Source organism: Microbacterium helvum, assembly GCF_014779795.1.
In the GTDB taxonomy this organism is placed as follows: Bacteria; Actinomycetota; Actinomycetes; order Actinomycetales; family Microbacteriaceae; genus Microbacterium; species Microbacterium helvum.
Window position 1 is genome coordinate 322,914 of record NZ_JACXZS010000001.1, and the last position, 24,313, is coordinate 347,226.

A 24,313-nucleotide genomic window follows, 5' to 3' on the forward strand; every position below is an offset into this window, starting at 1 on the left:
CCGGTGATCACGATCGACGGGCTGCAGAACTTCCGCGACACGGGCGGCACGCCGCTCACGACGGGCGGTGCGACGCGTTCCGGAGTGCTCTACCGGTCGGAGGCGCTGAGCACGCTCACGCCGACCGGTGTCGAACAGCTCGCGGCGTCGGGCATCGGCGTGATCGCCGACTTCCGGACCGACCTGGAACGGGGCATGTCGCCCGACGTGCTGCCAGCGTCGCGACCCTTCGAGGTCGTCGCCCTGCCGTTGCTCGAGGGCGCGATGACCGGCTTCGCGCAGGCGGCGACGCAGGCGGCGGATCCGGATGCCGCCGGCCAGGCGATCGCGTCCGCGCTGGCGCAGCTGCCCGGGCTCGGCGAGCTGTACGTCTCGATGCTCGAGCACGGCGCGGCCGCCTTCGCCGAGGCCGCGCGCCTCGTCGCGGCCTCGCGGGACGACTCCCCCACCGCCGTCCTGGTGCACTGCACGGCAGGCAAGGATCGCACCGGCGTCTCGGTCGCCCTGATCCTGGACACGGTCGGCGCCGATCGCGCGGCCGTCGTCGCCGACTACGCCGTGTCTGCCGAGCGTCTCTCGGGGCCGTGGGCGGAACGGATGCGGGGCATGGTCCGCTCGATGGGTGTGCCGCTCACTCCCGAGCTCGATGAACTGATCACCGCGACGCCGCCGTCGGCGATCGAGCACGCGCTCACGTGGGTCGACGCGCAGGGCGGCTCGGCGGCCTACTTGCGGTCCGGCGGCCTGACCGACACCGAGCTCGACGCGCTGCGGTCGCGGCTGACCTCCTGAGCCCGCAGCATCCCCTTCCTTCCACCTTCGTGCGCCGCTAGCGTGAAGCCGGCGCGAGGCGCCGGGTGCACGGCGTCCGCCCTGCATCAACTTCTCTCGAGGGGGTTCCGATGGCGGGCAAGTTCGAACTATGGGTCGACAAGGGCGGAGACTGGCGTTTCAACCTGAAGGCGTCCAACGGGCAGGTGATCGCGAGCAGTCAGGGGTACTCGTCGAAGGCGAGCGCGCTGGGCGGCATCGAGTCGATCAAGACGAACGCGCCCGGCGCGGAGGTCGTCGAGATCGAGAAGTGACGATGGTCAGCGTGCGGCGTCCAGCGCCGCGCGCAGACGATCGGGCGACACGCGCCAGTGACCGTGCAGCTCGCCGTCGATGAGGACGACCGGGATCTTCTCCCACCACGTGGCGTAGAGCGCGGGGTCGTCGGCGATCGACAGCTCCTCGACCTCCACCGCATCCTCGGGCAGCTCGGCGACCACGGTCTCGACGACCTCGCGCGCGACGTCGCACAGGTGGCAGTCGGGCTTGCCGATCAGGGTGAGCGTGGCCATGCCGTGCCCGGCCCCGCTCAGGCCTCGACCGGGAAGCCGGCCGCGATCCACTCGTTCGTGCCACCGTCGACGTTGGTCACGTCGTAGCCGCGCGCCTCGAGCGCCTCGACCACCCGGCCCGAACGTCCGCCGACGGCGCAGATGACGTCGAACGCGCCGTCGGGAAGCTCATCGAGGCGGCCGCCGATGACCGACATCGGGATGTTGACGGCGCCGGGCACGTGGCCGGCCGCGTACTCGTCGATCTCGCGCACGTCGATGAGCGGGGTATCGACGCGCTCGCGAAGCTGCTGGACGGTGATGGACTTCATGACGGCCTTTCGGGGTCCTGCGGAAGATACACGAAGCGCCCGTCCGGAGACAGGCGCTAGGTGCGGATGCCGCTTACTTCTTGTTGCGGCGCTGGTGGCGAGTCTTGCGAAGCAGCTTGCGGTGCTTCTTCTTCGCCATGCGCTTGCGGCGCTTCTTGATGACAGAACCCACGGAAAACCTCACTATGTCGGGGTCTGGGCGCGGCGTGTGCGGCGCCCGGGAACGGGCAGATACGGAAAATGCCTCGGAACAGTCTAGCCGACGTCGGCGATGGGCCGTTGCAGGGCCTCGGTGACCGCGGATTCCGGCACACGATAGCTGCGCCCGAAGCGCACGGCGGGAAGTTCCCCCGAGTGCACAAGGCGGTACACCGTCATCTTCGAGACACGCATCAGCTCGGCGACCTCGGCGACCGTGAGAAAGCGCACGTCCGGCAGCTCAGCCATGTCATTCACCTTCCCCAGATCTGTGACCGACTGTCAAAGCCCTGATCGGGCTTGGGATCACTCTAGAGCTCCCGCGGGACGCGTGTAAACCCGTGTGGCCCGTGGTGTTGCCGGGAACTCGCTGTCAGCCCGTCGGGTTCAGCTTCGCGCGGCGATCGCGCGCCGCGCGCGCCTCCTGGCGCTCGGCCTTGCGCGCAGCGCGCAGCACCTTCTCGGCGTCGCGCACCGCCTTGCGCGCCTCGCGGAACCGCTTGTCGTCGGCGATGTCGGCGTCGTCCGGGACCGCCCACGGGATGCCGGGGTCATGGCGTCCCTCGGCCGCCGCGGCGATGTAGTCGCCGATGCCGTCGAGGCCCCGCTCGAGGGCGAACGCGAACGGGTCGGAGTCATCGAGGAACGCCCCGGCGTCGATCGCGGCGCGCAGGTGCGGGTACGCGTCGCCCGTGATGAGCGCGCGGAACATCGCGTCCTCGGTGCGGGTGATCGCCGGACCGTCGAGGCCCTGCTCGCGGGCCAGCCGCGCGTAACCCGCCAGGATGCTGCCCGCCCACCGCGCCGCACCGCTCACGAACAGCATCACCGCGAGCCGCTCCTCGTGGGTGAGCTGCGTCTCGGCGAGCGCACCGATTCCGGCATCCATCCACGCGGCCATGTTCGGGGTGACCGGCACGCCGGAGATCGGGATGTCGAGCACCCAGGGGTGGGCGAGGTGGTTCTGCACCTGCTCGCGGTACAGCGCCTCGAGCTGCTCGCGCCATCCGCCCGCCTCGCGCACGGCGTCGGACGGGATGCCGGTCGCCTCCTCCTGCATGAGCAGGATGAGGTCCTCCTTGGCGCTGACATATCGGTACAGCGACATCGGCGTGAAGCCCATCCGCGCCGCGACCGCCGCCATCGACACCGCCCCCAGCCCGTCGGCATCGGCGATCTCGACCGCGGCCTCGACGATGCGCTCGACGCTCATCTCGCGCTTGGGACCGCGCTGCGGGTTGGCGGCCACGCCCCAGGCGAGGGCGATGCCGCGCGGAAGCTCCGGCTCGAGGTCTTCGGTCATGTCGTCATCCTAGGACTGTTTATTACGTAAACAGTGTGTTACCGTCATAAACAGTTGCGGCAGTAACCAGTTTTCCTGATACACGGAAGGATGCCTCACTCATGATCCCCACACCTCCCGCCATCGACGTCCGCGGGCTCGGCAAGAGCTTCGGGCACTCCGTCGTCCTCGACGGGCTCGACCTCACCGTCCCCCGCGGCGAGATCTTCGCTCTGCTCGGCGCGAACGGCGCCGGCAAGACGACGACGATCTCGATCCTCACGACGCTGCAGCGACCCGATCGCGGCTCCGCCGCAGTGGCGGGCTTCGACGTCGCCGCCGCGCCCGACGCGGTGCGTCAGCGCATCGCGCTCACCGGCCAGTCGGCAGCTGTCGACGACACGCTCACCGGCACCGAGAACCTCGTGATGCTCGGTCGCCTGTCCGGCCTGTCCCCTCGCCGTGCGCGCGCCCGAGCGGCCGAGCTGCTCGAGCGCTTCGCGCTGAGGGATGCCGCCACCCGCCGGGTCGGGACCTACTCGGGCGGCATGCGCCGCCGGCTCGACCTCGCGCTGAGCTTCGTCGTGGTGCCCGAGGTGCTGTTCCTCGACGAGCCCACGACGGGCGTCGACCCGCGCAGCCGACGCGACCTGTGGGAGGTCATCCGCTCGCTGTCGGACGCGGGAACCACCGTCTTCCTCACGACGCAGTACCTGGAAGAGGCCGATCAGCTCGCCGACCGCGTCGCGGTGCTCGACGGCGGACGGATCGTCGCGACCGGAACCCCCGCCGAGCTCAAATCGCTCGTCGGCAGCGACACGGTCGTGCTGACGGGCGCCGACGGCGCTGTCGTGCGCGAGATCGCCACGGACGGATCGGTCGCCGGCCTGCGCGCCGCCATCGCGGAGCTCGGCGCGGACGAGGTCCCCGACGCCGAGGTCACCCTGCGTCGGCCCACGCTCGACGACGTCTTCCTGTCGCTCACCGGTTCCCCGGATGCCGCGGCACCCGCGCCCGCCCTCGACACCGCCAAGGAGCTCGCATGACCACGATGACCGCCCCCGTCTCCGCCGCACCCGCCCCACGGCCCCGACTGCGCGGATTCACCGCCGAAGCGGTGTTCGTGCGACGCAGCATGATCCAGTCGCTGCGCGACGGCGAGTCGCTCAGCATGTCCATCATGCTGCCCGTGATGCTCATGCTGCTGTTCACGTTCGTGTTCGGCGGGGCGCTCGACCCCTCCGGCTCGTACGTCGACTACGTCGTGCCGGGCATCATCCTGCTGTGCGCCGGCTTCGGCGCGGCGACCACCGCGACCTACGTGGCGCGCGACATGTCCAGCGGCATCATCGACCGGTTCCGCACCATGCCGCTGCGCAGCGGAGCGGTGCTCACCGGGCATGTGATCTCGAGCCTCGCGCGCAATCTGCTGGCCACCGCGGTCGTGATCGGCGTGGCGCTCCTGCTCGGGTTCAGCCCGACCGGCGACGTCGCGGCGTGGGTGGGTGCCGCCGCCCTCATCGCGCTGTACATCCTCGCGATCACCTACCTGTTCGCCGCGATCGGCCTGGCCGCCGGCAGCCCTGAGGCGGCATCGGGCTACGGCTTCATCCTGCTGTTCCTGCCGTACCTGTCGAGCGCCTTCGTGCCGGTGGACACCATGCCCGCGTGGCTGCAGTGGTTCGCCGACAACCAGCCCATCACGCCGATCATCGAGACGATCCGCGGCCTGCTCATGGGCACCGAGCTCGGCACCGAGCCGCTGTGGGCCATCGGCTGGTGCGTCCTGATCGTCGCGGTCTCGGCGGTGTGGGGGGCGTGGCTGTTCCGCCGCAGGAGCGGCCGCCGCTGACGCCGAAGCGACGGTGGATGCCGGCGGCCGCGGCCGCCGGCATCCACCGTCTTCGTTTCAGCGACCCGGAAGCCTCTTGAGCGCCGTCTCGAACGCGTGCTTGGCGGACGCCGCCGCCCGGCCGACCACCTCGGCGGCGTGCGCCGCGGAGTCGGTGAGCGTCGCGGCCGGCAGGTCTGCGGCATCCGCACCGTCGTCGTCGAGGAAGGGGACGAGCCAGTCGTCGACCTCGTCCAGCGGCGCGGCCGACAGGCTGTAATAGCGGTGCTGGCCCTCTTCGCGCACCGACACGAGGTGCGCGTCGCGCAGCACCTTCAGGTGCTTCGACACGGTCGGCTGGCTGGCACCGAGCTCGGTGACGATGTGCGACACGCTGGTGCCGCGTTCCCCGGCGGATGAGCGATCGAGCAGCAGTCGCAGGATGTCGCGACGCGTTCCGTCCGCGATCACGTCGAAGATGTCCGCCATAGGCTCAGAGTAGTCGGGACCCCTGCCGAGTACCATGAGCACGACCGCTCGGCGTCCGATGACCGGCGCCCGGGACACGTGCGCCGATTCGCTCAGGAAGGACTCCGCATGACGGATGGCAGGCGCACCGCTCCTGTCGTCGGCAGGAGGCCTGTCACCGCGATGGGCTGGGTGCGAGCCGTCGGCCACGGGTTCATGGAGTTCTTCCGCGACCTGACGCAGCGCTCCCCGGCGCGCTTCGCGATCATCATCTTCCTGTCGCTGATCCTCGTCTTCACGGCGCTGTTCTCGCTGCCGATCGCCGCGGCGGACGGGATGAGGACGCCGTTCGCCGACGCCTTCTTCACCGCAGTGTCCACGATCTGCGTCACGGGTCTCGCGACCGTCGACATGGCGACCCACTGGTCGCCGTTCGGCCATGTGCTGGTGTTCATCGGCGTCCAGATCGGCGCTCTCGGCGTGCTGACGCTGGCATCGATCCTGGGCCTCGTGATCTCGCGGAGGCTGGGCCTGCGCGCCAAGCTCATCGCGGCCAGCGACACCAACCCGCTGCGCACGCACGGCGGCCCGGTCAACGAGAGCCAGACGGTGCAGCTCGGCCAGATCGGCAGTCTGCTGGCGACGGTCGCGCTGTCGACGCTCGTGATCGAGGCCGTCATCGCGATCCTGCTCTATCCGGGCCTGCTCGTGGCCGGCGTGCCGTGGAACGTCGCCCTCTGGGAGGCGCCGTTCTACGCCGCGATGTCGTTCACCAACACCGGCTTCACCCCGAACGCCGACGGTCTGGAGCCGTTCCGGCACGACTACTTCTTCCTCACGGTGCTGATGGCGGGCGTGTTCATGGGCTCTATCGGGTTCCCCGTGATCTACACGCTGCGCCGGCAGCTGTGGCACGTGCGGCGCTGGTCGCTGCATGCGAAGCTCACGATCATCACGACGGTGACGCTCTTCTTCCTGGGGGGCGTCGTGTTCCTCGTGCTGGAGTACGACAACCTGCTGACCCTCGGCACGAAGGACGCGTGGGACACCACGTTCCAGGCATTCTTCCTGTCGGCGATGACGAGATCCGGCGGGTTCGCGGTGCTCGACATCGGCGAGCTGAACCAGTCCAGCCTGCTGGTCGCCTGCATGCTCATGTTCGTCGGCGGCGGCTCGGCGTCGACGGCCGGCGGCATCAAGGTCACGACGCTCGCTGTCATCGCGCTCGCGGTCGTCTCCGAGGCCAAGGGCCGCGCCTCGAACCAGGTGTTCGGGCGCCGCATCCCGAGCGACGTCCTGCGGGTCGCTCTGTCCGTCGTGGCGTGGGGGTCGACGATCGTCGCCCTGTCGACGATCACGATCACCCAGATCACGAAGGCCGACCTCGGCGATGTGCTGTTCGACGTGATCTCGGGCTTCGCGACGGTGGGACTGTCGACCGGCCTCACCGAGACGCTGCCCGATCCCGCCGTCTACGTCCTCGCCATCACGATCGTCATGGGTCGCGTTGGTACAGTGACTCTCGCCGCGGCCGTGGCTGCGACGAACCGTTCGCAGCTCTACTCGCTGCCTGTCGAAAGGCCGATCGTTGGTTGAGCGGATGAGGGGCGACGCGCCCGTCCTGGTCATCGGACTGGGCCGTTTCGGCGCCGCGTGCGCCGGTGAGCTCGATCGGCTCGATCGCGAGGTGCTCGCGATCGACGAGAACCTCGACCTGGTGCAGAAGTGGTCCGAGCGGGTCACCCACACGGTGCAGGCCGATGCGAAGAACATCGACGCGCTGAAGCAGATCGGCGCCCAGGACTTCCAGGTGGCGGTCGTGGCCGTCGGCTCCTCGATCGAGGCGTCGGTGCTGATCACCGCGAACCTCGTCGACCTCAAGGTGCCGCAGATCTGGGCGAAGGCGGTGTCGCAGTCGCACGGCAAGATCCTCGCCCGCGTCGGCGCCAACCACGTCATCTACCCCGAGCGCGAGGCGGGCGAGCGCGTCGCGCACCTCGTCAGCGGGCGCATGCTCGACTTCATCCGCTTCGACGACGACTTCGCCCTCGCCAAGCTCTACCCGCCGAAGTTCATCCGCGGCAAGGGCCTCAACGAGTCGGGCGTGCGTACGAAGTACAACGTCACGGTCGTCGGCGTGAAGAGCCCGGGCAAGCCGTTCCGCTACGCCGAGGCCAACACGGTCGTGACGAACCACGACCTCATCATCGTGTCGGGCACGAACTCCGACATCGAGCGCTTCGCGTCGCTCGAGCGCTGAGCCTCACGCGCCGGCGGCCAGCTCCTTCGCCCGGGCGAGGGCGGCATCCGTGGCGCGTGCGAACACGTCGTCGAGGCGCGCGTCCTGCAGCACGGCCACGGCACGCTCGGTGGTGCCCTTGGGACTCGTCACCTGCCGGCGCAGCTCGGCGGGATCGTGAGGGGATGCCTCCAGCAGAGCGGCCGCGCCGACGAAGGTCTGCTCGGCCATGAGCCGGGCCTCGCGCTCGGCGAAGCCCTTGCCGATCGCCGCCTTGGTGAACTCCTCGACCACGAGGAAGAAGTACGCCGGACCCGAGCCCGAGATCGTCGACAGCGCGTCGATCTGCGATTCGGGCACCTCGACCACGGTCCCGACGGTCTCGAACAGCCGCCGGGCGGTGGCGAGGGCCGCGGCGTCCGCGCGCGTGCCCGCAGCGAGGCCGGTGACGCCGCGTCCCACCAGGGCAGGCGTGTTCGGCATCGAGCGCAGCACGACGACGTCGCCGCCGAGGATCTGCTCGAACGTCGCGACCGTGACGCCGGCGGCGAGGCTCACCACGATCGTGCCCGGCCGCAGTGCGGGGGCGATCTCACGCAGCAGCTCGGGCACCATGGCGGGCTTCACGCCCACGAGCACGATTCCGGCGGCGGCTGCGGCGTCCGTGTTGCCCGTCGGCCGGTTCTCGAGCGCGATGCTCGTGACGTCCGCCAGTCCGTCCAGCTCCGCGGCGCTCGCCAGCGACCGGTTGGTGGCCGTCACTCCCCCCGCCGCCAGACCCGAGCGCGACAGACCGCGCGCGATCGCGCCGCCCATCGAGCCTGCGCCGAGGATCGCGATGGGCGGAAGGGCTTCGGGGTTGTGAGGCATGCCGTCATCCTACGAGCGGGCGTGGCGGCATCCATTCAATCGGTCTTGACTTATATAAGCAACCGCGCAATCATGGACGCATGCACGCGCTCGACATCCTCGGCGACCCGGTGCGACGGCGCATCCTCGAACTCCTCGCGGAGGGCGAGCTCAGCGCCGGCGAGATCGGCGACGAGGTGCAGCGCGAGTTCGGCATCTCGCAGCCGGCGGTGTCCCAGCACCTGCGGGTGCTGCGCGAGTCGGGGTTCGCGACCGTGCGCCCCGAGGGCACGCGACGCCTCTACGCGATCGCGCCCGAGCCGCTCGCCGACGCAGCCGCGTGGTTCGATCCGTTCCGGCGGTTCTGGCAGCCTCACCTCGACGCGCTGGCCACCGAGCTCGCACGCGGCCGTCGCCGACGCCGACTCGCCGCCGAACGCGATGCCGAGACCGACGAACCGGACACGACCGAACCCCAGGAGGACTGACATGGTCGACGTACAGGGCCAGCTCGACGCGGTGACGCGCGGGATCGCCGACGAAGACATCGACGGGTACGCGTCGCGCGTGCAGACGCTCGCGCAGACCTACCCGTCACCCCTCGACGACGTCTGGGACGCCGTCACGACGGCGCCCCGGATCGCCCGGTGGTTCCAGCCGATCTCCGGCGACCTGCGACGGGGCGGTCGGTACCAGATCGAGAACAACGCGGGCGGCGAGATCCAGGAGTGCGTGCCGCCCGCCGGCGGGGCGGCGCACTTCAGTGCCACCTGGGAGTACGGCGGCGGCGTGACCTGGCTGACCGTGCGGCTGACCGCGGAGGGCGAGAACGCGACGCGGCTCGAGTTGGAGCACGTCGCCCGCACCGACGACGTGCCCCCGGGGTTCTGGGAGACCTACGGCCCCGGCGCCACCGGCGTCGGCTGGGACGGCGGGCTGCTGGGCCTCGCCCTGCACCTGACGAACGCATCGGGGCCCTCGCCCGAAGAGGCCGAGGCCTGGGCGTTCACCTCCGAGGGCCGCGCCTTCTACCGCGGCGCCGCTGACGCATGGGGCGCCGCCCAGCAGGCCTCGGGTGCCGACGCCGAGACTGCGGCACGCGCGGCCGACAACACCTACGCCTTCTACACGGGTCAGTCGTCCGCGGAAGGATGACCGATGGATGCCGCACCGCCGGCGGTGCGGCATCCACTCTCCCCCGTCCGCGCCCGCACGCAACCTGAAAGCTGATTCACAAAGCGCGCGCCCCGGTCTATTCTCGGAAGGGCCGGGGCGCAGGGGCCCCGTCAAGGATGTGGGAGAACCCGATATGACCCTCTTCGACGGCATCACCGCGCGCACCGTGGAGACGCCCCGCCTGACCGTCAACGTGCTGGAGCGCGCGGGCGACGATCCCGCAACACCTGCCGAGCGCACCGTGGTCCTCATCCACGGCAACGTCTCGTCCGCGCTGTTCTGGCAGGAGACGATGCAGGACCTCCCCTCCGACCTGCGGGTCATCGCGATCGACCTGCGCGGCTTCGGCGACACCGAGAACACCCCCGTCGACGCCACCCGCGGCGTCCGCGACTTCAGCGACGACGTCCACGCCACCCTCGAGGCCCTGGGCATCGAGACGGCACACCTCGTCGGATGGTCGATGGGCGGAGGGGTCGTGATGCAGTACGCCCTCGACCACCCGGTGCTGAGCATGACGCTGCAGGCACCGGTATCGCCCTACGGCTTCGGCGGCACGCGCCGCGACGGCACCCGACTCACCGACGACGACGCGGGCTGCGGCGGAGGCGGCGCGAACCCCGACTTCGTGCAGCGCCTGAACGACCGCGACGCCACCGACGAAGCCCCCACCTCGCCGCGCAGCGTGTTCCGCTCGGGCTACGTCGCCACCGGCTACACCACCGAGCACGAGGACGTCTGGGTCGAGTCCATGCTGACCACCTCGACCGCGACCGGCAACTACCCCGGAGACTCCGTCGCGAGCGAGAACTGGCCGGGCTTCGGCGCGGGCGCGCTCGGCGTGCTCAACACGATGGCCCCCCGCTACTTCGATGTGTCGGCCATCGTCGACCTCGCCCCCAAGCCGCCGGTCCTGTGGATCCACGGCACGGCGGACGCCATCGTCTCGGACATGTCGTTCTACGACCTCAACAACCTCGGCAGGCTCGGGGTGATCCCCGGGTGGCCGGGCGACGACGTCGCGCCCGCGCAGGAGATGGTCTCGCAGACGCGCGACGTGCTCGGCCGCTATGCCGCAGCAGGCGGCGCCGTGACCGAGGTGAACCTCGAGGGCGTCGGCCACTCGCCGCACCTCGAGCGCCCGGCAGAGTTCCGCCACGCGCTGCTCGAGGTGATCGGGTACGTCGGCCGGGCGCACGACCCCGCGCCGCCGACCGAGGCCATCATCCTGCGCTCGTCGGATTGATCACGGCGCGGCGCCGGGCCGGACTGCGTCGTCACGCGTACAGGCCGGCGCCGCGGCATCCGTAGACTCGTCGGCATGAGTGCTTCCGGCGGCGGCAAGGCGATCCTCGCGGCGTTCCTGGCGAACATGGGCATCGCCCTGGCGAAGTTCATCGCGTGGTTCCTCTCGGGGTCGGCGTCGATGCTCGCCGAGGCGATCCACTCGGTCGCCGATTCGTGCAACCAGCTGCTGCTCATGCTGGGCGGGCGCCGCGCCAAGAAGGCCGCCGACCGTGAGCACCCGTTCGGCTACGGCCGCGAGCGCTACGTGTACGCCTTCGTGGTGTCGATCATCCTGTTCTCGGTCGGCGGCCTGTTCGCGATCTACGAGGGCGTCGAGAAGATCACCCACCCGCACGCGCTGGACGAGAAGTGGTGGTGGCTGCCCATCGTGGTGCTGCTCGTCTCGATCGTCCTCGAAGGGTTCTCGCTGCGCACCGCCGTCCGCGAGAGCAACCACGTGCGCGCCAAGGGCCAGTCCTGGGTGGCGTTCGTCCGTCGCGCCAAGGCCCCGGAGCTGCCCGTCGTGCTGCTCGAAGACGTCGGCGCCCTCACGGGTCTGTGCTTCGCCCTGCTCGGCGTGGGCCTCACGGTCATCACCGGCAACTCGCTGTTCGACGCGCTCGGCACCCTCATGATCGGCACGCTGCTCATCGTCATCGCCATCATCCTCGGCGTCGAGACGAAGAGCCTCCTCGTCGGCGAGGGGGCGACGGATGCCGACCACCAGCGCATCGTCGACGCCATCGAGGACGGCCCCGAGGTCGAGAAGCTCATCCACATCAAGACGCTGTACCTCGGTCCCGACGAACTGCTCGTCGCGGCGAAGCTCGGCTTCGCCTCGGACGCGCCGCTCGCGCATGTCGCCGCCGATATCGACCGCGTCGAGGCGCGCGTGCGCGAGGCCGTGCCGGCCGCCCGCGTCATCTACTTCGAGCCCGACATCTACCGCCCGGGCGACGACCCGACGCCGCCGACGTCGGAATTCGTGATCACCTCCTCCAACTGACGCTTCGACAAGCTCAGCGACCGACGGGTTAGGGATCGACATGGAGTACTGCGTCTTCACCGAGCCGCAGCAGGGCGCGAGCTACGACGACCAGCTCGCCTTCGCGCAGACCGCCGAGCGATACGGATTCGACGGATTCTTCCGCTCGGACCACTACCTGCATATGGGCGACGGATCAGGGCTGCCCGGCCCGACGGATGCGTGGACGACCCTGGCCGGTCTCGCACGTGAGACCTCCCGCATCCGCCTCGGCACGCTCGTGTCATCGGTCACCTACCGCGTCCCCGGCCTGCTGGCGATCCAGGTCGCACAGGTGGACGCGATGTCAGGCGGACGCACAGAGCTCGGACTCGGGACCGGCTGGTTCGAGCGTGAGCACCACGCCTACGGCATCCCGTTCCCCGCCAAGCGGTTCGACCTGCTCGAGGAGCAGCTGCAGATCATCACCGGCCTGTGGTCGACCCCGGTAGGCGAGACCTACAGCTTCGCCGGCGCGCACTACGAGCTGACGGACGCCCCCGCGCTGCCGAAGCCCGTCCAGAGCCGCGTGCCCGTCATCGTGGGCGGCGGCGGCCCGAAGCGCACGCCCGAGCTCGCGGCGCGGTTCGCAACCGAGTTCAACATCGGATTCCAGTCCGAGGCGGTCATCGCCGAGAAGTTCGCGGGCGTCCGCGCCGCGTGCGAGCGGATCGGGCGCGACCCCGGGTCGCTGAAGCTCTCGGTCGCCCTGCCGACGCTGGCTGCGGCATCCATGTCCGAACTCGACCGACGCGCCGCGAACATCGGCCGGACCGTCGACGAGCTGCGCGGAGACGTCAACATCGTCGGCGGACGCGACGAGATCGTCGCCAAGGTCGAGCGGCTCGCGGCCCTCGGCGCGCAGCGCGTGCACTTCCAGCTGATGGACCTGCAGGACCCGGCCCACGTCGAGTACCTCGGCGCCGAGGTGCTGCCGCACCTCCCCCGCTGACCCTCCCCCTCTCCCTCCCTCCCTCCCTCCCTCGCTCCCTCGCCCGCCCGGCGACCCGTCTGAACGTGTTCACTTGCGCTGTTCGTACGCCCGGAGGCACTTTCGGCGTACATTCAGCGCAAGTGAACACGTTCAGTTGGGGGGAAGAGAGTGAGACGTGGATGCCGGGCGCCCGGCATCCACTCGCTCACACCGGCAGGCGGTACGAGGGCAGCCCGCGCCGGCGGATGAGCCACTCCGCGAACACGAGATTCGGCAGCCAGCACAGGAACGGCACCGCCGCGTAGGCGTTCGCGAAGGCGGCGTCGAGCTCCCACGGCTGTCCGAGCATGAGCGGGGCGAGGAGCAGCAGCGGCAGCCAGATGCGCAGCGTCACCCCGGCGTAGGTGAGCGCGTAATTGCGGATCATCCACGCCTGGTGGCTCGGGACGTCGCCGCGCCGGATGGCCCGGTACGCGCGCCACGCCGTGACGAACCACAGCACGGCGAGCGCGCCGAAGCCGAAGAACCCGACGTAGCCGGCCCGGCTCCACGGCGCGATGACGAGGCCGGCGACGGCGCCGACCGCGACGGCGACGAGGTAGACGCGCCCGGTCCAGCGATGCACGCGCGGGGCGCGGGACCGCAGACCCCGCCAGAACTGCAGCGGTCCGGCGAGGAGCGCCACCGCTCCCCCGACGATGTGCACGTAGAACGCACCCTGGACGAACGAGGGCGCGGCCGCATACGTCGAGGCGAGGCCGACCTCCTGGCCGGCGAGCTCGGCGAGCGACGCGGTGAAGTACGGGACGGCCGAGTACGCGACGACCGCGAGGGCCGTGAGCAGGACGAAGGTCCAGCCGATGCGCGAGCGGATGCCGCCCGGACGTGGGACCGCGGGCGCCGTGCGGACGGGTTCTATGAGGCGGGTCATGGCCGTCACGCTAGGCCCGGAGCACAGACGCCTAGCAGGGGGCTGTCCCCCGGATCGGCCGCGGCAGACCCCCGAGCCGCACCTGTTCATCCGTCACAGATGTACGCGTAACCGCGCTGCCGGCGTGCATCTGTGACGGATGAACGGGAGTGGGTCAGCGTCGCTCGTCGAAGAAGGCGCGAAGAAGAGCGGATGCCTCGTCCGCCCGCACCCCTGCCACGACCTCGGCCCGGTACGGCAGGCGCCGGTCGCGCACCACGTCGTACATCGAGCCCGCGGCACCGGCCTTCTCGTCCCACGCCCCGAACACCAGCCGCGAGACGCGGGACTGCAGCACGGCACCGGCGCACATGACGCAGGGCTCCAGGGTGACCACGAGCGTGCACCCCTCGAGGTTCCAGTCACCGTGGGCCGCGGCGGCCGCGCGCAGTGCCACCACCTCCGCGTGCGCCGTGGGGTCATGGTCGCGTTCGCGCAGGTTCAAGCCCTCGCCGATCACGGTGCCGGCGGCATCCATCACCACCGCGCCGACCGGGACGTCCCCGGAGGCGCCCGCCTGCGCGGCGAGCCGCAGTGCGCGGTCCATCGCCGCGAGATCGGCCGGGTCGACGTTCACGGGACGAGCGTATCCGGCGGTGCTCTCCCGCGCCCGCCCCGTGCCGGAACCCCGGCCTCCCGTACGCGAGATCAGGAGATCTCGCCGAGGCAGGACGTTCTGGGCGGCATCATCCTGCGTCCGCCAGATCTCCTGATCTGGGAGACGGAGCGCCCGCCCAGTAATCTGGGCTCATGCGCCTGCACGTCGCCGACCACCCCCTCATCACCCACAAGCTCACGGTGCTGCGCGACCAGCGCACCCCGTCGCCGGTGTTCCGTCAGCTCACCGAAGAGCTCGTGACGCTGCTCGCGTACGAGGCGACCCGCAACGTGCGCGTCGCACCGATCGAGATCCAGACGCCGGTCACCACGACGACCGGCGTGCGCATCGACGAGCCGCGGCCGCTCGTCGTGCCGATCCTGCGCGCGGGCCTCGGCATGCTCGAGGGAATGGTCAAGCTCATCCCGACCGCCGAAGTCGGCTTCCTCGGGATGGTGCGCGACCACGAGACCCTCGAGCCGTCCACGTACGCCGAGCGCCTGCCCGAGGACCTCAGCGACCGCCAGTGCTTCGTGCTCGACCCGATGCTCGCCACCGGCGGATCGCTCGGTGCGGCGATCGAGTTCCTGTTCCAGCGCGGCGCGCAGGACGTCACCGCGATCTGCATCCTCGGCGCCCCCGAGGGAGTGGCGGCGATCGAGAAGCAGGTCGCCGGTCGCGACGTGACCCTCGTGCTCGGCGCCATGGACGAGAGGCTCAACGAGAAGGGGTACATCGTGCCCGGCCTCGGCGACGCCGGCGACCGTCTCTACGGCACGGTCTGACGCGAGGGATGCCGCGGCCTTCAGCCGCGCGGATGCCCGGGTCGCAGCATCCCTCACTCTCACCGAGACCGGGGATCCTGCCCGAACCACAGGGCCACGCCCCCGGCCTGGGCCTGCACCCCCGGTCTCGACGACCACGCCCCCGGCCTCGGCCCGCACCCCCGGTCTCGACGACCACACCCCGGTGCCGACGCGGGCGGGCCGTCAGACGATCGGCACGCGCCGCACGTCGGCTGCGTCCTGCACGGCGTACTGCACGGCGGCATCGGTGGTCGCCGCGACGGGATCGAGCGCTGCGACGGGCGTGAGAGGGCGGCCGTTGAAGCGGGTCGCCGTCACCGTCGTGTACGCGCCCATCGTCGGGCTGACGAGCAGGTCGCCGACCCGCAGGTCCGGCAGCAGCACGTCGCGTGCGATGACGTCGGACGAGTCGCAGGTCGGCCCGCCGAGCGTCGCCCAGCGGTGATCGGCGGTGTCGCGCGCACCTGCGTGCAGGTCCCGCTCGGCGAACACGAGCGGATGCACATCCTCGGTGAGCACGTTCGAGTACGAGCCGTACAGCCCGTCGTCGACGTAGTACCAGCGGCCGTCGCCGCGTTCGGCGATGCCGACGACGCTCGTCACGAGGCTCATCGCATCGGCCACGAGGACGCGGCCGGGTTCGGCGATGATCCGCAGCCGTCCCGCGTGCGGTGCCAGCACCGGGCGCAGCAGCCGGGCGACATCCTCGATCTCAGCGGACTCGGTGTCGTACGAGGCCGGAAAGCCGCCCCCGATGTCGAGCGTGTCGAAGCGCACCTTCAGCCGCCGCTCCAGGATGCCCATGAGCTCGAGCGTGTCAGCGGCAGCCGCGGCGAATCGCGCCGGATCGTCGAGCTGGCTGCCCACGTGATAGCTGAAGCCCGCGACCCGCACGCCGGCCGCGACCGCGTGCGCGACGAGCCGGGCCGCCTCGAACGGGCCCACGCCGAACTTGCTCGACAGGTCGCTCTTCGCGTGCGGACTGCGGTACGCCAGCCGCACCAGCAGCCGGGTGTCGGGCGGCGCGTCGCGGAACTTGTCGATCTCGACGTCGTTGTCGACGACGAACGTGCGCACCCCGGCTGAGAGCGCCTCCGCGATCTCGGTGGGCTTCTTGATCGGGTGCGTGTGGATGATCCGGTCCGCCGCGACACCGCGGCGTGTCAGCATCCCGAGCTCTTCTCCGGTCGCGACGTCGAAGCCGCAGCCTGACTCGTCGAGCGCCGCGAGCACCGCGTCGTGCGCGAGCGCCTTCACGGCGTAATGGAACCCGACGAACGGCAGCGCACGGCGCAGCCGTTCGTACTGCCGCCGCACCCGGTCGGGTTCGAGCAGCAGCACCGGCGTGCCGTGCAGCGCGATCGCCGCGCGCGCCGCCACGGACGAGAGAAGAGTGGATGCCTCGGACCGCCGCCGATCGTCGAACGCGGATGCGGACGCGGACGCGAGGACGGATGCGCGCAGCGTGCCCTCGACGATGTGGGCGCTCACGGCGTCACCGCTTGTTCCGCCCCGACCCCGGCATCGGTCGTGCGACGGCGGGATCCGTCGCGCAGGCCCGCTCGCGCGGTCAGTGTGAACGCGCCCGCCGCGATCGCGTAGAAGATGATGTCTGCGGCGATCTTGCCGGCGAGCATGCCCCACACCGGGTCGGGAATGAGCCAGACGCCAAGCATGAGCGCGGCCGGGCGCACCAGCAGGGTGTCGAGCAGTTCGGCGGCGCCGAACTCGGCGACCAGCAGCATCGCGGTGCGAGCGATCGCGCGGCGACGCGTGGCGGCGACCTGCGACTGCTCGAGGTAGATCGTGATGGCGAGCACGGCGTAGAAGCCGATGATCTCGCCCACCAGCGCCGCCAGCGCGACGAGGGCGGGCGCATCGGTCCACGTGGTGACGACGAGTCCGGCGATCACCATCGCCGCCGTGCCGACCAGTTCCGCAGGCAGGTAGCGGACGATCCAGAAGACCAGGCCGCGGCGTCTGGGCGCCGCCTGCTCGTCGGTGGTGTGTGCGGGTGCTGCCGTCGTCGCCGACGCCTGCTCGATCGTGGTCATGTCGTTCCCCTCCGTGTCACAGAGGAGGGGCGATGCCGATCGGTGATACCGCCGAACCCGCGGCGACGGGCTCAGTCGCCCAGTTGCGGCTCCTGCGGGTTGCGGCGACCGGTCTCGCGCTCCCAGAACTCGAGCTGCTGCGTGAGCGCCTTCGCGAGCTCGAACACCTGCTCAGGAGGGATGCGGATGCGGCTCACGACGCGCGCCGGAACTACGGTGTGGCGCTGCCCGGTCTCTGCGTCGGTGTCTTCGCGAGGCGGCTGAGCGAGCGTGAGGAAGTCCATGACGAACACCGTGGGCGTGTGCCACACGTTGGCGAAATCGGCGTAGGCCCCGCCGATGAGCTCGGGCGGCAGGTCGATCTCGAACTGGCGGGGTGCGTCCTCGGCCATGCGGGCTCCTTCTGCGGGTGTGCGCGAGTCTAGCGGGTGCTCGGTGCGGTCAGCCGCGTCCGACGAGGCGAGCGAAGCCGCTCAGCCGCGCCACCCCCTCGGGCGTGTACGGAAGGTCGTCGAGCAGTCCGGGCGAGTACACCACGTACGCGGTGTGCATGGCGCGCGAGATCGCCACGTTGAGCCGGTTGCGCAGCAGCAGGAACTCGAGGCCGCGCGGCGCGTCGCGCCCGCTCGAAGCCGCGAGCGACACGATCGCGACCGCGGCCTCCTTGCCCTGGAACTTGTCGACGGTGCCCACCGGCACGTCCGGGAACCCGGCGGCGGCGAGCGCCTCTTCGACGGCGACCTGCTGAGCGTTGTACGGCGTCACGACGATGAGATCGCGCTGTCCGAGCGGCCTCGGCGGCACAGCGGTCGAGACGCCCTCGTCGTCTGTGCGGGCATCGGTCCACTGGCGCCCGATGAGATCGGCGACCAGCCGCGCCACCTCGGCCGCTTCTTCCCGCGACTGCGTGGCGTTGCCGTGGTGGCGCATCGGGACGGGGATGAGACCAGGATGGATGCCGTCGAGCCGGCGCAGCGCCGTCGACGGATGTGCCTCGAGCCTGCCGCGGTACGACAGCGTCGACACCGGCTCGGCGACCTCGGGGCGCATGCGCCGCGTCTGCGCCAGGAAGTAGCCGTACTCCACCGGGATGACGTCGGCGCCGTCCATGACCCACCCGAGCGCGGACGTGTCGACGGGCGCCGGATGCGTGCCCTGGCTGACCTGCGGAAGCTGCTGCGGGTCGCCGAGCAGCAGCAGCCGCGGGGCGGCGAGCGACACCGCGATCGTCGACGCGAGCGAGAACTGACCGGCCTCGTCGACGACGAGCAGGTCCAGGCTGCCGCGGGGCACGCGACCCTCGTGGCTGAAGTCCCATGCGGTGCCGCCGATGACGTAGCCGTCCGTCTGGTGCTCGCCGGTGAACGCGGCGATCCCGTTCTTGGGCAGGACCGTGAACGAGTGCGGCGCCGACGCATCCTTCGGCGCCTTGCCGACCTGCGCCGCGGGCACTCCCGCCGCGATGACGCGCTCGAGCAGCTGCTCGACGGTCGCGTGCCCCTGGGCGACCACCCCCACCTTGTAGCCGTGATCGCGCACCAGCCGCGCGATCACGTGCGAGCCCACGTAGGTCTTGCCCGTCCCGGGGGGACCCTGCACGGCGAGGTAGCTGCGATCAAGATCGCGGACGGCGCGGGCGATCGCGTCGACGATGTCGTCGCCCGCCTGCGGCAGTGTTCCCGTGAGGGTGCGCGGCGCTTGGCGACGCAGGATGTCGGTGGCCGGGTCCGCGGGCAGTTCGGGCGATGCGTCGATGACGGCATCCGCCCAGGCGTCGATCGCGGACTGCTGGTTGCCGGCGCTCGGCGGCGCCGGCGGCGTCAGCGCGAGCGGAAGCTCGCTCCAGGTGATGCCGTCGACGGCGGTCTCTTCGATCACCGCGCCGTCGTCGAGCACCTCGACGACCGTCACCGAGCGGTACGAGTGCATCCACCGCGCCCGCGGCTCGAACGGGTAGGGCGCCGGCAGCTCGTACAGCGCGAACGGGTTCGTCCCCTCGCTGAGGCGCGTCCCGGGCGCGAGATCGCCGTGGATCTCGACGAGGCGCCGCTCGCCGCCGCGCCCGCTCTCGGCGAAGTGCCAGTCCTCGCGCACGGTGCTGCGCGCGTGGTCGACGACCACGACATCGCGGTTCTCGTCCCATAGCGAGACGGGCTCCCGCAATCGCAGGAAGTGCGTCGCCCAGAACGATTTCGACTCACGGGGGTAGTAGTCGATGGCCGCTGCGCCCAGTCGGAGCGCCCGCGCCGTCACCGAGTCCTCGGGCTGCTGCTGAGCGAGCCCGTCGAGCATCGTCGCGCGCGGCGACGGCTCGTAGGCGCGCTCGTCGGGCTCGGGGTCGGTCGACGGCCGCAGATCGGCCTCACGCGCGCGATCGACCAGCCAGTCGCGGAGCCGGCGCGTCGAGACGCAGTCGTAGCGGTTGTAGTCGGCGAGATCGTCGAGCACCAGACCTGCCGCAGCTTCGTCGCCGTCGGCCTGCAGCGCCCGTGCCTCGACGTAGCGCACGATGGAGTCGTCGCCCTTCTGCACGTCGCTCGTGCGCACCTCGTCGCCCATGTACAGCGGCTCGAGCTTCTTGATCGAGTACGACCGAGATCCGACACGCAGCGCCCGACGCACGATCGGGTACAGGTCGACGAATACGCCGTCCCGCAGCAGCCGGTCGACGTCCGCCTCGCGGACGCCGTGGCGGGCGGCCATCGCGAGCAGGTGTGTCGGCTCGTACGGCGCGTAGTGGTAGATGTGCATGCCGGGGAACTGCTGCCGGCGCAGATTGACGAGGTCGAGGAACACCTCGAGCGCCCGCTTCTCCTCCGCGAAGCTGTGCGCCCACAGCGGCGTGTACTGCTCGCGGTTGTCGACCCAGCCGAAGAGGTAGTCGATGCCCCACTGCGTCGGCTCCCCCGGCACCGGCGGCTCGGTGTACAGCGGGTCGCCCTCGAAGTCGAAGAACAGGTCGCCGTGGTCGGGGCGGGGCAGCGCGGCGAGCGCCTTCGGCGCCACCACCTCGTAGACCGGCATCGGCGGCGCGGCGGGCGCCTCTTCGGCCACCGCGACGACGACACCGCCCTCGCCGCCGAGCACCGCCGCCTCGACCGGAGGCTTCGGCGCCACGAGCGGCGGCGTGCCCGCCGGGCTCAGCAGCTGCAGTCGTGCCTGCGTCCGCAGGGACGCGAAGACGTCGGGGTTCATCCCCGCGGGGGCCGCGGCCGCCTCGGCGAGCTGCTCGATGGTTGCGACGCCGGCGTCGCGCAGACGCTCGCGCTGCACGGGACGCATGCCCGCCACGAGCAGCAGATCGCGGGATGCCACGACCTCGGCGTCACACGTCGCGCACCGGCCGCACGCCATCACGCCGAGCTCGCCGCGGGCGTCGCCCCACGCGATCGGCTCGCCCGCGGCGCCGAGGTCGAGCCGGCGGTCGGCCACGAGCGCGGCCAGGCGCTCGCGCCGGAGCTCGAACACCGGGAGCAGGTCGTCGACCTCGTGCTCGCTGACGCTGCCGTCGCCGAGGAGCAGCTGGACGCGGTCCGACCGCGGCACACCCAGCCGATCGAGCTGGTGCACGTAGGCGGCGAGCTGCATCAGGGCGGTGACACGTGCGTGGCGGGCGAGCTTGGTGTCCTGCACGAGCCAGCGCCGCGCGTCGTCGCGCACGAGGAAGTCGGCGAAGCCGACGAACGACTCCGTCGCGAAGGCCGCCTGGTAGACGACCTCGGCGTCCGAGGCCAGCGCCGCGTTCGTCCGGGCCACCGCATCGGCGAGGGCGGCGGCATCCGTCGACCGGGTCTCGGGGATCTCGACTACCTGATCGCCGAACCGCGCGACGTAATCGTCCAGCACCCGCCGCTCGTGCACGGTGCCGAGCCGGCCCGCACGCTCCAGCGTGAGGTCCTCGGGCTCTTCGACGGCCGCCACGCGACCCAGCCGCGCGTCGATCGCGCGCAGCCATGCGAACTCGCACTCGGCCGCGGCCTTGAGGTCGCTCGCACTCCAGACGATCCGGCCTTCGCCTTCGATGTATCGCATGCCCTCCCCTTCTTGTTCGACCCTAACCGCGCCCACCGACACCCCGACGCTCGGCCGCCCGCCTGTCACGATCGGTTCCGGCGGCGCCCCGATGGCGACAGGGGAACGGGAGCGATGGATGCCGCAAGCCCGGACCCACCTGCCAGACTGGAGCGCATGAGCCTGCCCTTCGAGAGCGCGTACCGGCACGGGTTCGCCCGCGTGGCCGCGTGCACGATCCCGGTCGCGATCGCCGACCCGGCGGCCAACGCCGAAGCCGTGCTCGAGAGCGCCCGCGTGTGCGATGCGGACGCCGTCGCCGTCGCCGTCTTCCCCGAGCTGTGCCTCACCGGCTACGCGATCGACGACCTGGTGATGCAGGACCCGGTGCTCGACGCCGTCGAGCGCGCGATCGAGGGCCTGGTGGCGGCATCCATCGATCTTCTTCCGGTGCTCGTCGTCGGCGCGCCGTTGCGCCATCGCAACCGCCTCTACAACTGCGCCGTGGTGATCCACCGCGGCGAGCTGCTCGGCGTCGCCCCCAAGTCGTACCTTCCGACGTACCGCGAGTTCTACGAGCGCCGCTGGTACGCGCCGGGCGACGACCAGTCCGGGCAGGACATCCGCGTCGGCGAGCTCGAGGCGCCGTTCGGCCCCGATCTGCTGTTCGAGGCGCTCGACGTCCCCGGCCTCGTGGTGCACGCGGAGATCTGCGAGGACGTCTGGGTGCCGATCCCGCCGTCGTCGCGGGCGGCGCTGGCCGGCGCGACCGTGCTGCTCAACCTCAGCGGCAGCCCCATCACGATCGCCCGCGCCGAGGACCGCAAGGACCTGGTGCAGTCGCAGTCGCTGCGGTGCCTCGCCGCATACGCGTACGCCGCCGCGGGGACCGGGGAGTCCACGAACGACGTCTCGTGGGACGGCCAGACGATGATCTACGAGGGCGGCAGCCTGCTCGACGAGACCGAGCGCTTCCCCGACGGGCCGCGCCGCTCGATCGCGGACGTCGACCTCGACCGGCTGCGCCAGGACCGGCTGCGCCAGGGCACGTTCGACGACAACCGCCGCACCGTCGGCGCGGACTCCGGGTTCCGCACCGTCCACTTCCGGCTCGACCCGCCGCGGGCCGATGTGGGGCTGCGCCGCGCCCTCGACCGCTTCCCCTTCGTGCCCGACGACCCCGCACGCCTCGCGCAGGACTGCTACGAGGCCTTCAACATCCAGGTGTCGGGGCTCGTGCAGCGCCTGCGCGCGATCGGGGGCCCGAAGCCCGTGATCGGCGTGAGCGGCGGCCTCGACTCGACGCACGCGCTGCTGGTCGTCGCCCGGGCGATGGACCGGATGGGACGCCCGCGCAGCGACATCCTCGCGTACACCATGCCCGGCTTCGCGACGAGCGAGCACACCAAGTCGAACGCGATCGCGCTGGCGGAATCTGTCGGCGCGTCGATCGAGACCATCGACATCCGCCCGGCCGCGACCGAGATGCTGCAGCGCCTCGGTCACCCGTTCGCCGACGGCGAGCCGGTGCACGACGTGACGTTCGAGAACGTGCAGGCGGGGCTGCGCACCGACTACCTGTTCCGCCTCGCGAACCACCACGGCGGCATGGTCATCGGCACCTCCGATCTGTCCGAGCTCGCACTCGGCTGGGCGACCTACGGCGTCGGCGACCACATGAGCCACTACGCCGTGAACGCCGGGGTGCCGAAGACTCTCATCCAGCACGTCATCCGCTGGGTGATCGCGCACGGCGAGGGCGTCGACGCCGCCGAGGCTGCGGTGCTGCAGTCCGTCCTCGACACCGAGATCTCGCCCGAACTCGTGCCGGCGGGCCAGGACGGCAGGATGCAGTCCACCGAGGACCGCATCGGACCGTACGCGCTGCACGACTTCGCGCTGTTCCACATCCTGCGCTACGGGTTCCGGCCGTCGAAGATCGCGTTCCTCGCCGAGCACGCCTGGCGCGACGCCGGCGCCGGGGCGTGGCCCCCGGGATTCCCCGACGAGGACCGGTACGCCTACGACCTGCCCACCGTCGCGAAATGGCTGCAGGTGTTCCTCACGCGCTACTTCGCCTTCGCGCAGTTCAAGCGCTCCGCGATCCCCAACGGCCCGAAGGTGTCACCGGCGGGCTCGCTGTCGCCGCGCGGCGACTGGCGTGCACCTTCCGACGGCAACGCGCGCGCGTGGCTGGCCGAGCTCGCAGCGGCGCTGCCGGATCTCGTGAACGACTGATTCGGTGGATGCCGGGCGCCCGGGCCGTCCGTGCGGCCGGGGCGTTTCGTCTTCGCTCCTTCGTCGCTCCGCTCAACGAGCGGGAGGGTCGCTCCGCTCAACGACCGGATGCGACGTCCGGCGCGTACGCGAGCGTGATGATCCAGCTGTCGCGCGAAGCGTCGGCGAGCCGGTACTGCACCTTGCGGTCGGGCAGCCAGCCCTTGGTGAGCGAGCTGTCCAGTCGCACGTGGTCGGCGGCGACGCGGGCGCCGCGTCCGTCGGCGTCGCGAACCGCCTCGACCCGCGTCCAGTGCGCGAGCAGCTTCGGCAGGTCGTGCTCGTCGAAGAGGTGCGAGTGGCGCTGCATGACGTGCAGGTCGCTCTCGTCGGGGTGGGCGTCGCGCAGGTCGAGGCCGAGCGGCAAGGCCGGATCGGTGAGCGCGACGACCGTTGCGGCGCGGAAGTTCGCGTTGCGGATCTTCAGCGGCACCTCTTCGCCGCCGACCTCGACGATCAGCTGCGTGTGGAAGCCGAAGGTGCGGGGCGCCTCGCGCTCGACGCGGACGTCCTTCGGCTCGACGCCGAGTCGCGCCGCGACGAGCTCCTTCGCGAGCTGACGCTTGCGGTCGTGCTCGGGCATCTTGGGGTCCCACCCGAGCCGCGCCGTGATCCCCGCCGGAGTGTCGAGAAGCACCGATTGCATGATCCACCT

The 24,313-nt window shown here is 71.0% G+C and carries 27 protein-coding genes; 13 read left to right on the top strand and 14 right to left on the bottom strand.

The features are described 5' to 3' along the window. The first annotated feature begins 3 nt into the window (after positions 1 to 3). Both IF188_RS01405 and IF188_RS01410 read left to right on the top strand, forming a co-directional pair. Positions 4 to 792, top strand: a complete 789-nt coding sequence (locus IF188_RS01405) for a tyrosine-protein phosphatase (RefSeq protein ID WP_191169990.1) — start codon at positions 4 to 6, stop codon at positions 790 to 792. A gap of 110 nt (positions 793 to 902) precedes the next feature. Beyond that, positions 903 to 1,085 (top strand): YegP family protein, encoded by a 183-nt coding sequence (locus tag IF188_RS01410; RefSeq protein WP_191169991.1) that lies wholly within the window; start codon positions 903 to 905, stop codon positions 1,083 to 1,085. A gap of 6 nt (positions 1,086 to 1,091) precedes the next feature. On the opposite strand, the gene IF188_RS01415 is transcribed toward IF188_RS01410, so the two are convergent. From IF188_RS01415 to IF188_RS01435, 5 genes are all read right to left on the bottom strand, one after another. After that, positions 1,092 to 1,343: a glutaredoxin family protein gene (locus IF188_RS01415; protein WP_191169992.1), complete on the bottom strand. Its 252-nt coding sequence runs from the start codon at positions 1,341 to 1,343 to the stop codon at positions 1,092 to 1,094. Between the two features lie 17 nt (positions 1,344 to 1,360). Further along, entirely contained in the window at positions 1,361 to 1,654 is a 294-nt protein-coding gene (locus IF188_RS01420) for a rhodanese-like domain-containing protein (RefSeq protein WP_191169993.1), read from the bottom strand. 73 nt (positions 1,655 to 1,727) lie between these two features. Further along, the gene (locus tag IF188_RS01425) at positions 1,728 to 1,826 is read right to left on the bottom strand and encodes a 30S ribosomal protein bS22 (protein WP_003792170.1); all 99 of its coding nucleotides are present in this window, start codon (positions 1,824 to 1,826) and stop codon (positions 1,728 to 1,730) included. 83 nt (positions 1,827 to 1,909) lie between these two features. Then, positions 1,910 to 2,101 (bottom strand): helix-turn-helix domain-containing protein, encoded by a 192-nt coding sequence (locus IF188_RS01430; RefSeq protein WP_019182077.1) that lies wholly within the window; start codon positions 2,099 to 2,101, stop codon positions 1,910 to 1,912. A gap of 124 nt (positions 2,102 to 2,225) precedes the next feature. Continuing rightward, positions 2,226 to 3,155, bottom strand: coding sequence for a TetR/AcrR family transcriptional regulator (locus IF188_RS01435; protein WP_191169994.1), 930 nt, complete (start codon positions 3,153 to 3,155; stop codon positions 2,226 to 2,228). Positions 3,156 to 3,256: 101 nt separating this feature from the next. Between IF188_RS01435 and IF188_RS01440 the strand changes: the two genes are divergently transcribed. Both IF188_RS01440 and IF188_RS01445 read left to right on the top strand, forming a co-directional pair. Beyond that, positions 3,257 to 4,180, top strand: a complete 924-nt coding sequence (locus IF188_RS01440; RefSeq protein ID WP_191169995.1) for an ATP-binding cassette domain-containing protein — start codon at positions 3,257 to 3,259, stop codon at positions 4,178 to 4,180. Then, on the top strand, positions 4,177 to 4,986 hold the full coding sequence (locus IF188_RS01445) for an ABC transporter permease (protein ID WP_191169996.1): 810 nt from the start codon (positions 4,177 to 4,179) through the stop codon (positions 4,984 to 4,986). The genes IF188_RS01440 and IF188_RS01445 overlap by 4 nt, the downstream gene beginning before the upstream one ends. Before the next feature lie 57 nt (positions 4,987 to 5,043). Here IF188_RS01445 and IF188_RS01450 read toward each other — a convergent pair whose 3' ends face one another. Further along, positions 5,044 to 5,454, bottom strand: coding sequence for an ArsR/SmtB family transcription factor (locus IF188_RS01450; protein ID WP_191169997.1), 411 nt, complete (start codon positions 5,452 to 5,454; stop codon positions 5,044 to 5,046). A gap of 162 nt (positions 5,455 to 5,616) precedes the next feature. Between IF188_RS01450 and IF188_RS01455 the strand changes: the two genes are divergently transcribed. Both IF188_RS01455 and IF188_RS01460 read left to right on the top strand, forming a co-directional pair. After that, positions 5,617 to 7,029: a TrkH family potassium uptake protein gene (locus tag IF188_RS01455; RefSeq protein ID WP_191170295.1), complete on the top strand. Its 1,413-nt coding sequence runs from the start codon at positions 5,617 to 5,619 to the stop codon at positions 7,027 to 7,029. Positions 7,030 to 7,033: 4 nt separating this feature from the next. Further along, positions 7,034 to 7,693, top strand: coding sequence for a potassium channel family protein (locus IF188_RS01460; protein WP_378814990.1), 660 nt, complete (start codon positions 7,034 to 7,036; stop codon positions 7,691 to 7,693). Positions 7,694 to 7,696: 3 nt separating this feature from the next. On the opposite strand, the gene proC is transcribed toward IF188_RS01460, so the two are convergent. After that, complete coding sequence (gene proC / locus IF188_RS01465; RefSeq protein ID WP_191169999.1) at positions 7,697 to 8,542, bottom strand: pyrroline-5-carboxylate reductase; 846 nt, start codon at positions 8,540 to 8,542, stop codon at positions 7,697 to 7,699. Positions 8,543 to 8,622: 80 nt separating this feature from the next. Here proC and IF188_RS01470 point away from each other — a divergent pair, with 80 nt between their 5' ends. The 5 genes from IF188_RS01470 (at position 8,623) to IF188_RS01490 (ending at position 12,960) form a co-directional block, all read left to right on the top strand. Continuing rightward, positions 8,623 to 9,009 (top strand): ArsR/SmtB family transcription factor, encoded by a 387-nt coding sequence (locus IF188_RS01470; protein WP_191170000.1) that lies wholly within the window; start codon positions 8,623 to 8,625, stop codon positions 9,007 to 9,009. Between the two features lies 1 nt (position 9,010). After that, the gene (locus tag IF188_RS01475; RefSeq protein ID WP_191170001.1) at positions 9,011 to 9,676 is read left to right on the top strand and encodes an SRPBCC domain-containing protein; all 666 of its coding nucleotides are present in this window, start codon (positions 9,011 to 9,013) and stop codon (positions 9,674 to 9,676) included. A gap of 154 nt (positions 9,677 to 9,830) precedes the next feature. Continuing rightward, positions 9,831 to 10,943, top strand: coding sequence for an alpha/beta fold hydrolase (locus tag IF188_RS01480; protein ID WP_191170002.1), 1,113 nt, complete (start codon positions 9,831 to 9,833; stop codon positions 10,941 to 10,943). Positions 10,944 to 11,018: 75 nt separating this feature from the next. Continuing rightward, on the top strand, positions 11,019 to 11,990 hold the full coding sequence (locus IF188_RS01485) for a cation diffusion facilitator family transporter (protein ID WP_191170003.1): 972 nt from the start codon (positions 11,019 to 11,021) through the stop codon (positions 11,988 to 11,990). Positions 11,991 to 12,030: 40 nt separating this feature from the next. Next, on the top strand, positions 12,031 to 12,960 hold the full coding sequence (locus IF188_RS01490; protein WP_191170004.1) for an LLM class F420-dependent oxidoreductase: 930 nt from the start codon (positions 12,031 to 12,033) through the stop codon (positions 12,958 to 12,960). Positions 12,961 to 13,147: 187 nt separating this feature from the next. On the opposite strand, the gene IF188_RS01495 is transcribed toward IF188_RS01490, so the two are convergent. Together IF188_RS01495 and tadA are read right to left on the bottom strand one after the other, a co-directional pair. Then, positions 13,148 to 13,873 carry a DUF2306 domain-containing protein gene (locus IF188_RS01495; protein WP_191170005.1) on the bottom strand — a complete coding sequence of 242 codons (726 nt, stop codon included), beginning with the start codon at positions 13,871 to 13,873 and terminating at the stop codon, positions 13,148 to 13,150. Positions 13,874 to 14,027: 154 nt separating this feature from the next. Beyond that, positions 14,028 to 14,459: a tRNA adenosine(34) deaminase TadA gene (gene tadA, locus IF188_RS01500; RefSeq protein ID WP_191170296.1), complete on the bottom strand. Its 432-nt coding sequence runs from the start codon at positions 14,457 to 14,459 to the stop codon at positions 14,028 to 14,030. A 203-nt stretch (positions 14,460 to 14,662) separates the two neighbouring features. Between tadA and upp the strand changes: the two genes are divergently transcribed. After that, positions 14,663 to 15,295, top strand: coding sequence for a uracil phosphoribosyltransferase (upp, locus tag IF188_RS01505; RefSeq protein WP_191170006.1), 633 nt, complete (start codon positions 14,663 to 14,665; stop codon positions 15,293 to 15,295). A gap of 204 nt (positions 15,296 to 15,499) precedes the next feature. Here upp and IF188_RS01510 read toward each other — a convergent pair whose 3' ends face one another. The 4 genes from IF188_RS01510 to IF188_RS01525 all read right to left on the bottom strand — a co-directional run bounded on the left by IF188_RS01510 (position 15,500) and on the right by IF188_RS01525 (position 21,402). Further along, positions 15,500 to 16,807, bottom strand: coding sequence for a type III PLP-dependent enzyme (locus IF188_RS01510; RefSeq protein ID WP_318152709.1), 1,308 nt, complete (start codon positions 16,805 to 16,807; stop codon positions 15,500 to 15,502). Beyond that, entirely contained in the window at positions 16,804 to 17,370 is a 567-nt protein-coding gene (locus IF188_RS01515; RefSeq protein ID WP_191170007.1) for a hypothetical protein, read from the bottom strand. Before IF188_RS01515 ends, IF188_RS01510 begins: the two co-directional genes overlap by 4 nt. 71 nt (positions 17,371 to 17,441) lie before the next feature. Continuing rightward, complete coding sequence (locus IF188_RS01520; RefSeq protein ID WP_191170008.1) at positions 17,442 to 17,762, bottom strand: DUF3467 domain-containing protein; 321 nt, start codon at positions 17,760 to 17,762, stop codon at positions 17,442 to 17,444. Positions 17,763 to 17,811: 49 nt separating this feature from the next. Continuing rightward, the gene (locus IF188_RS01525; protein ID WP_191170009.1) at positions 17,812 to 21,402 is read right to left on the bottom strand and encodes a TM0106 family RecB-like putative nuclease; all 3,591 of its coding nucleotides are present in this window, start codon (positions 21,400 to 21,402) and stop codon (positions 17,812 to 17,814) included. 156 nt (positions 21,403 to 21,558) lie between these two features. Here IF188_RS01525 and IF188_RS01530 point away from each other — a divergent pair, with 156 nt between their 5' ends. Next, on the top strand, positions 21,559 to 23,619 hold the full coding sequence (locus tag IF188_RS01530; protein WP_191170010.1) for an NAD(+) synthase: 2,061 nt from the start codon (positions 21,559 to 21,561) through the stop codon (positions 23,617 to 23,619). A 97-nt stretch (positions 23,620 to 23,716) separates the two neighbouring features. Here IF188_RS01530 and IF188_RS01535 read toward each other — a convergent pair whose 3' ends face one another. Beyond that, positions 23,717 to 24,304, bottom strand: a complete 588-nt coding sequence (locus IF188_RS01535) for a hypothetical protein (RefSeq protein WP_191170011.1) — start codon at positions 24,302 to 24,304, stop codon at positions 23,717 to 23,719. Between the last annotated feature and the right edge of the window lie 9 nt (positions 24,305 to 24,313).

Coding starts and splice junctions, on each gene's coding strand:
- IF188_RS01470 (WP_191170000.1), top strand. CDS start 8,623: ATGCACGCGCTCGACATCCTCGGCGACCCGGTGCGACGGCGCATCCTC.
- IF188_RS01415 (WP_191169992.1), bottom strand. CDS start 1,343: ATGGCCACGCTCACCCTGATCGGCAAGCCCGACTGCCACCTGTGCGAC.
- IF188_RS01430 (WP_019182077.1), bottom strand. CDS start 2,101: ATGGCTGAGCTGCCGGACGTGCGCTTTCTCACGGTCGCCGAGGTCGCC.
- IF188_RS01515 (WP_191170007.1), bottom strand. CDS start 17,370: ATGACCACGATCGAGCAGGCGTCGGCGACGACGGCAGCACCCGCACAC.
- IF188_RS01460 (WP_378814990.1), top strand. CDS start 7,034: ATGAGGGGCGACGCGCCCGTCCTGGTCATCGGACTGGGCCGTTTCGGC.
- IF188_RS01495 (WP_191170005.1), bottom strand. CDS start 13,873: ATGACCCGCCTCATAGAACCCGTCCGCACGGCGCCCGCGGTCCCACGT.
- IF188_RS01450 (WP_191169997.1), bottom strand. CDS start 5,454: ATGGCGGACATCTTCGACGTGATCGCGGACGGAACGCGTCGCGACATC.
- IF188_RS01420 (WP_191169993.1), bottom strand. CDS start 1,654: ATGAAGTCCATCACCGTCCAGCAGCTTCGCGAGCGCGTCGATACCCCG.
- IF188_RS01445 (WP_191169996.1), top strand. CDS start 4,177: ATGACCACGATGACCGCCCCCGTCTCCGCCGCACCCGCCCCACGGCCC.
- IF188_RS01435 (WP_191169994.1), bottom strand. CDS start 3,155: ATGACCGAAGACCTCGAGCCGGAGCTTCCGCGCGGCATCGCCCTCGCC.
- tadA (WP_191170296.1), bottom strand. CDS start 14,459: ATGGACCGCGCACTGCGGCTCGCCGCGCAGGCGGGCGCCTCCGGGGAC.
- IF188_RS01520 (WP_191170008.1), bottom strand. CDS start 17,762: ATGGCCGAGGACGCACCCCGCCAGTTCGAGATCGACCTGCCGCCCGAG.
- IF188_RS01475 (WP_191170001.1), top strand. CDS start 9,011: ATGGTCGACGTACAGGGCCAGCTCGACGCGGTGACGCGCGGGATCGCC.
- IF188_RS01410 (WP_191169991.1), top strand. CDS start 903: ATGGCGGGCAAGTTCGAACTATGGGTCGACAAGGGCGGAGACTGGCGT.
- IF188_RS01525 (WP_191170009.1), bottom strand. CDS start 21,402: ATGCGATACATCGAAGGCGAAGGCCGGATCGTCTGGAGTGCGAGCGAC.
- IF188_RS01480 (WP_191170002.1), top strand. CDS start 9,831: ATGACCCTCTTCGACGGCATCACCGCGCGCACCGTGGAGACGCCCCGC.
- IF188_RS01535 (WP_191170011.1), bottom strand. CDS start 24,304: ATGCAATCGGTGCTTCTCGACACTCCGGCGGGGATCACGGCGCGGCTC.
- IF188_RS01485 (WP_191170003.1), top strand. CDS start 11,019: ATGAGTGCTTCCGGCGGCGGCAAGGCGATCCTCGCGGCGTTCCTGGCG.
- IF188_RS01440 (WP_191169995.1), top strand. CDS start 3,257: ATGATCCCCACACCTCCCGCCATCGACGTCCGCGGGCTCGGCAAGAGC.
- upp (WP_191170006.1), top strand. CDS start 14,663: ATGCGCCTGCACGTCGCCGACCACCCCCTCATCACCCACAAGCTCACG.
- IF188_RS01530 (WP_191170010.1), top strand. CDS start 21,559: ATGAGCCTGCCCTTCGAGAGCGCGTACCGGCACGGGTTCGCCCGCGTG.
- proC (WP_191169999.1), bottom strand. CDS start 8,542: ATGCCTCACAACCCCGAAGCCCTTCCGCCCATCGCGATCCTCGGCGCA.
- IF188_RS01490 (WP_191170004.1), top strand. CDS start 12,031: ATGGAGTACTGCGTCTTCACCGAGCCGCAGCAGGGCGCGAGCTACGAC.
- IF188_RS01455 (WP_191170295.1), top strand. CDS start 5,617: ATGGGCTGGGTGCGAGCCGTCGGCCACGGGTTCATGGAGTTCTTCCGC.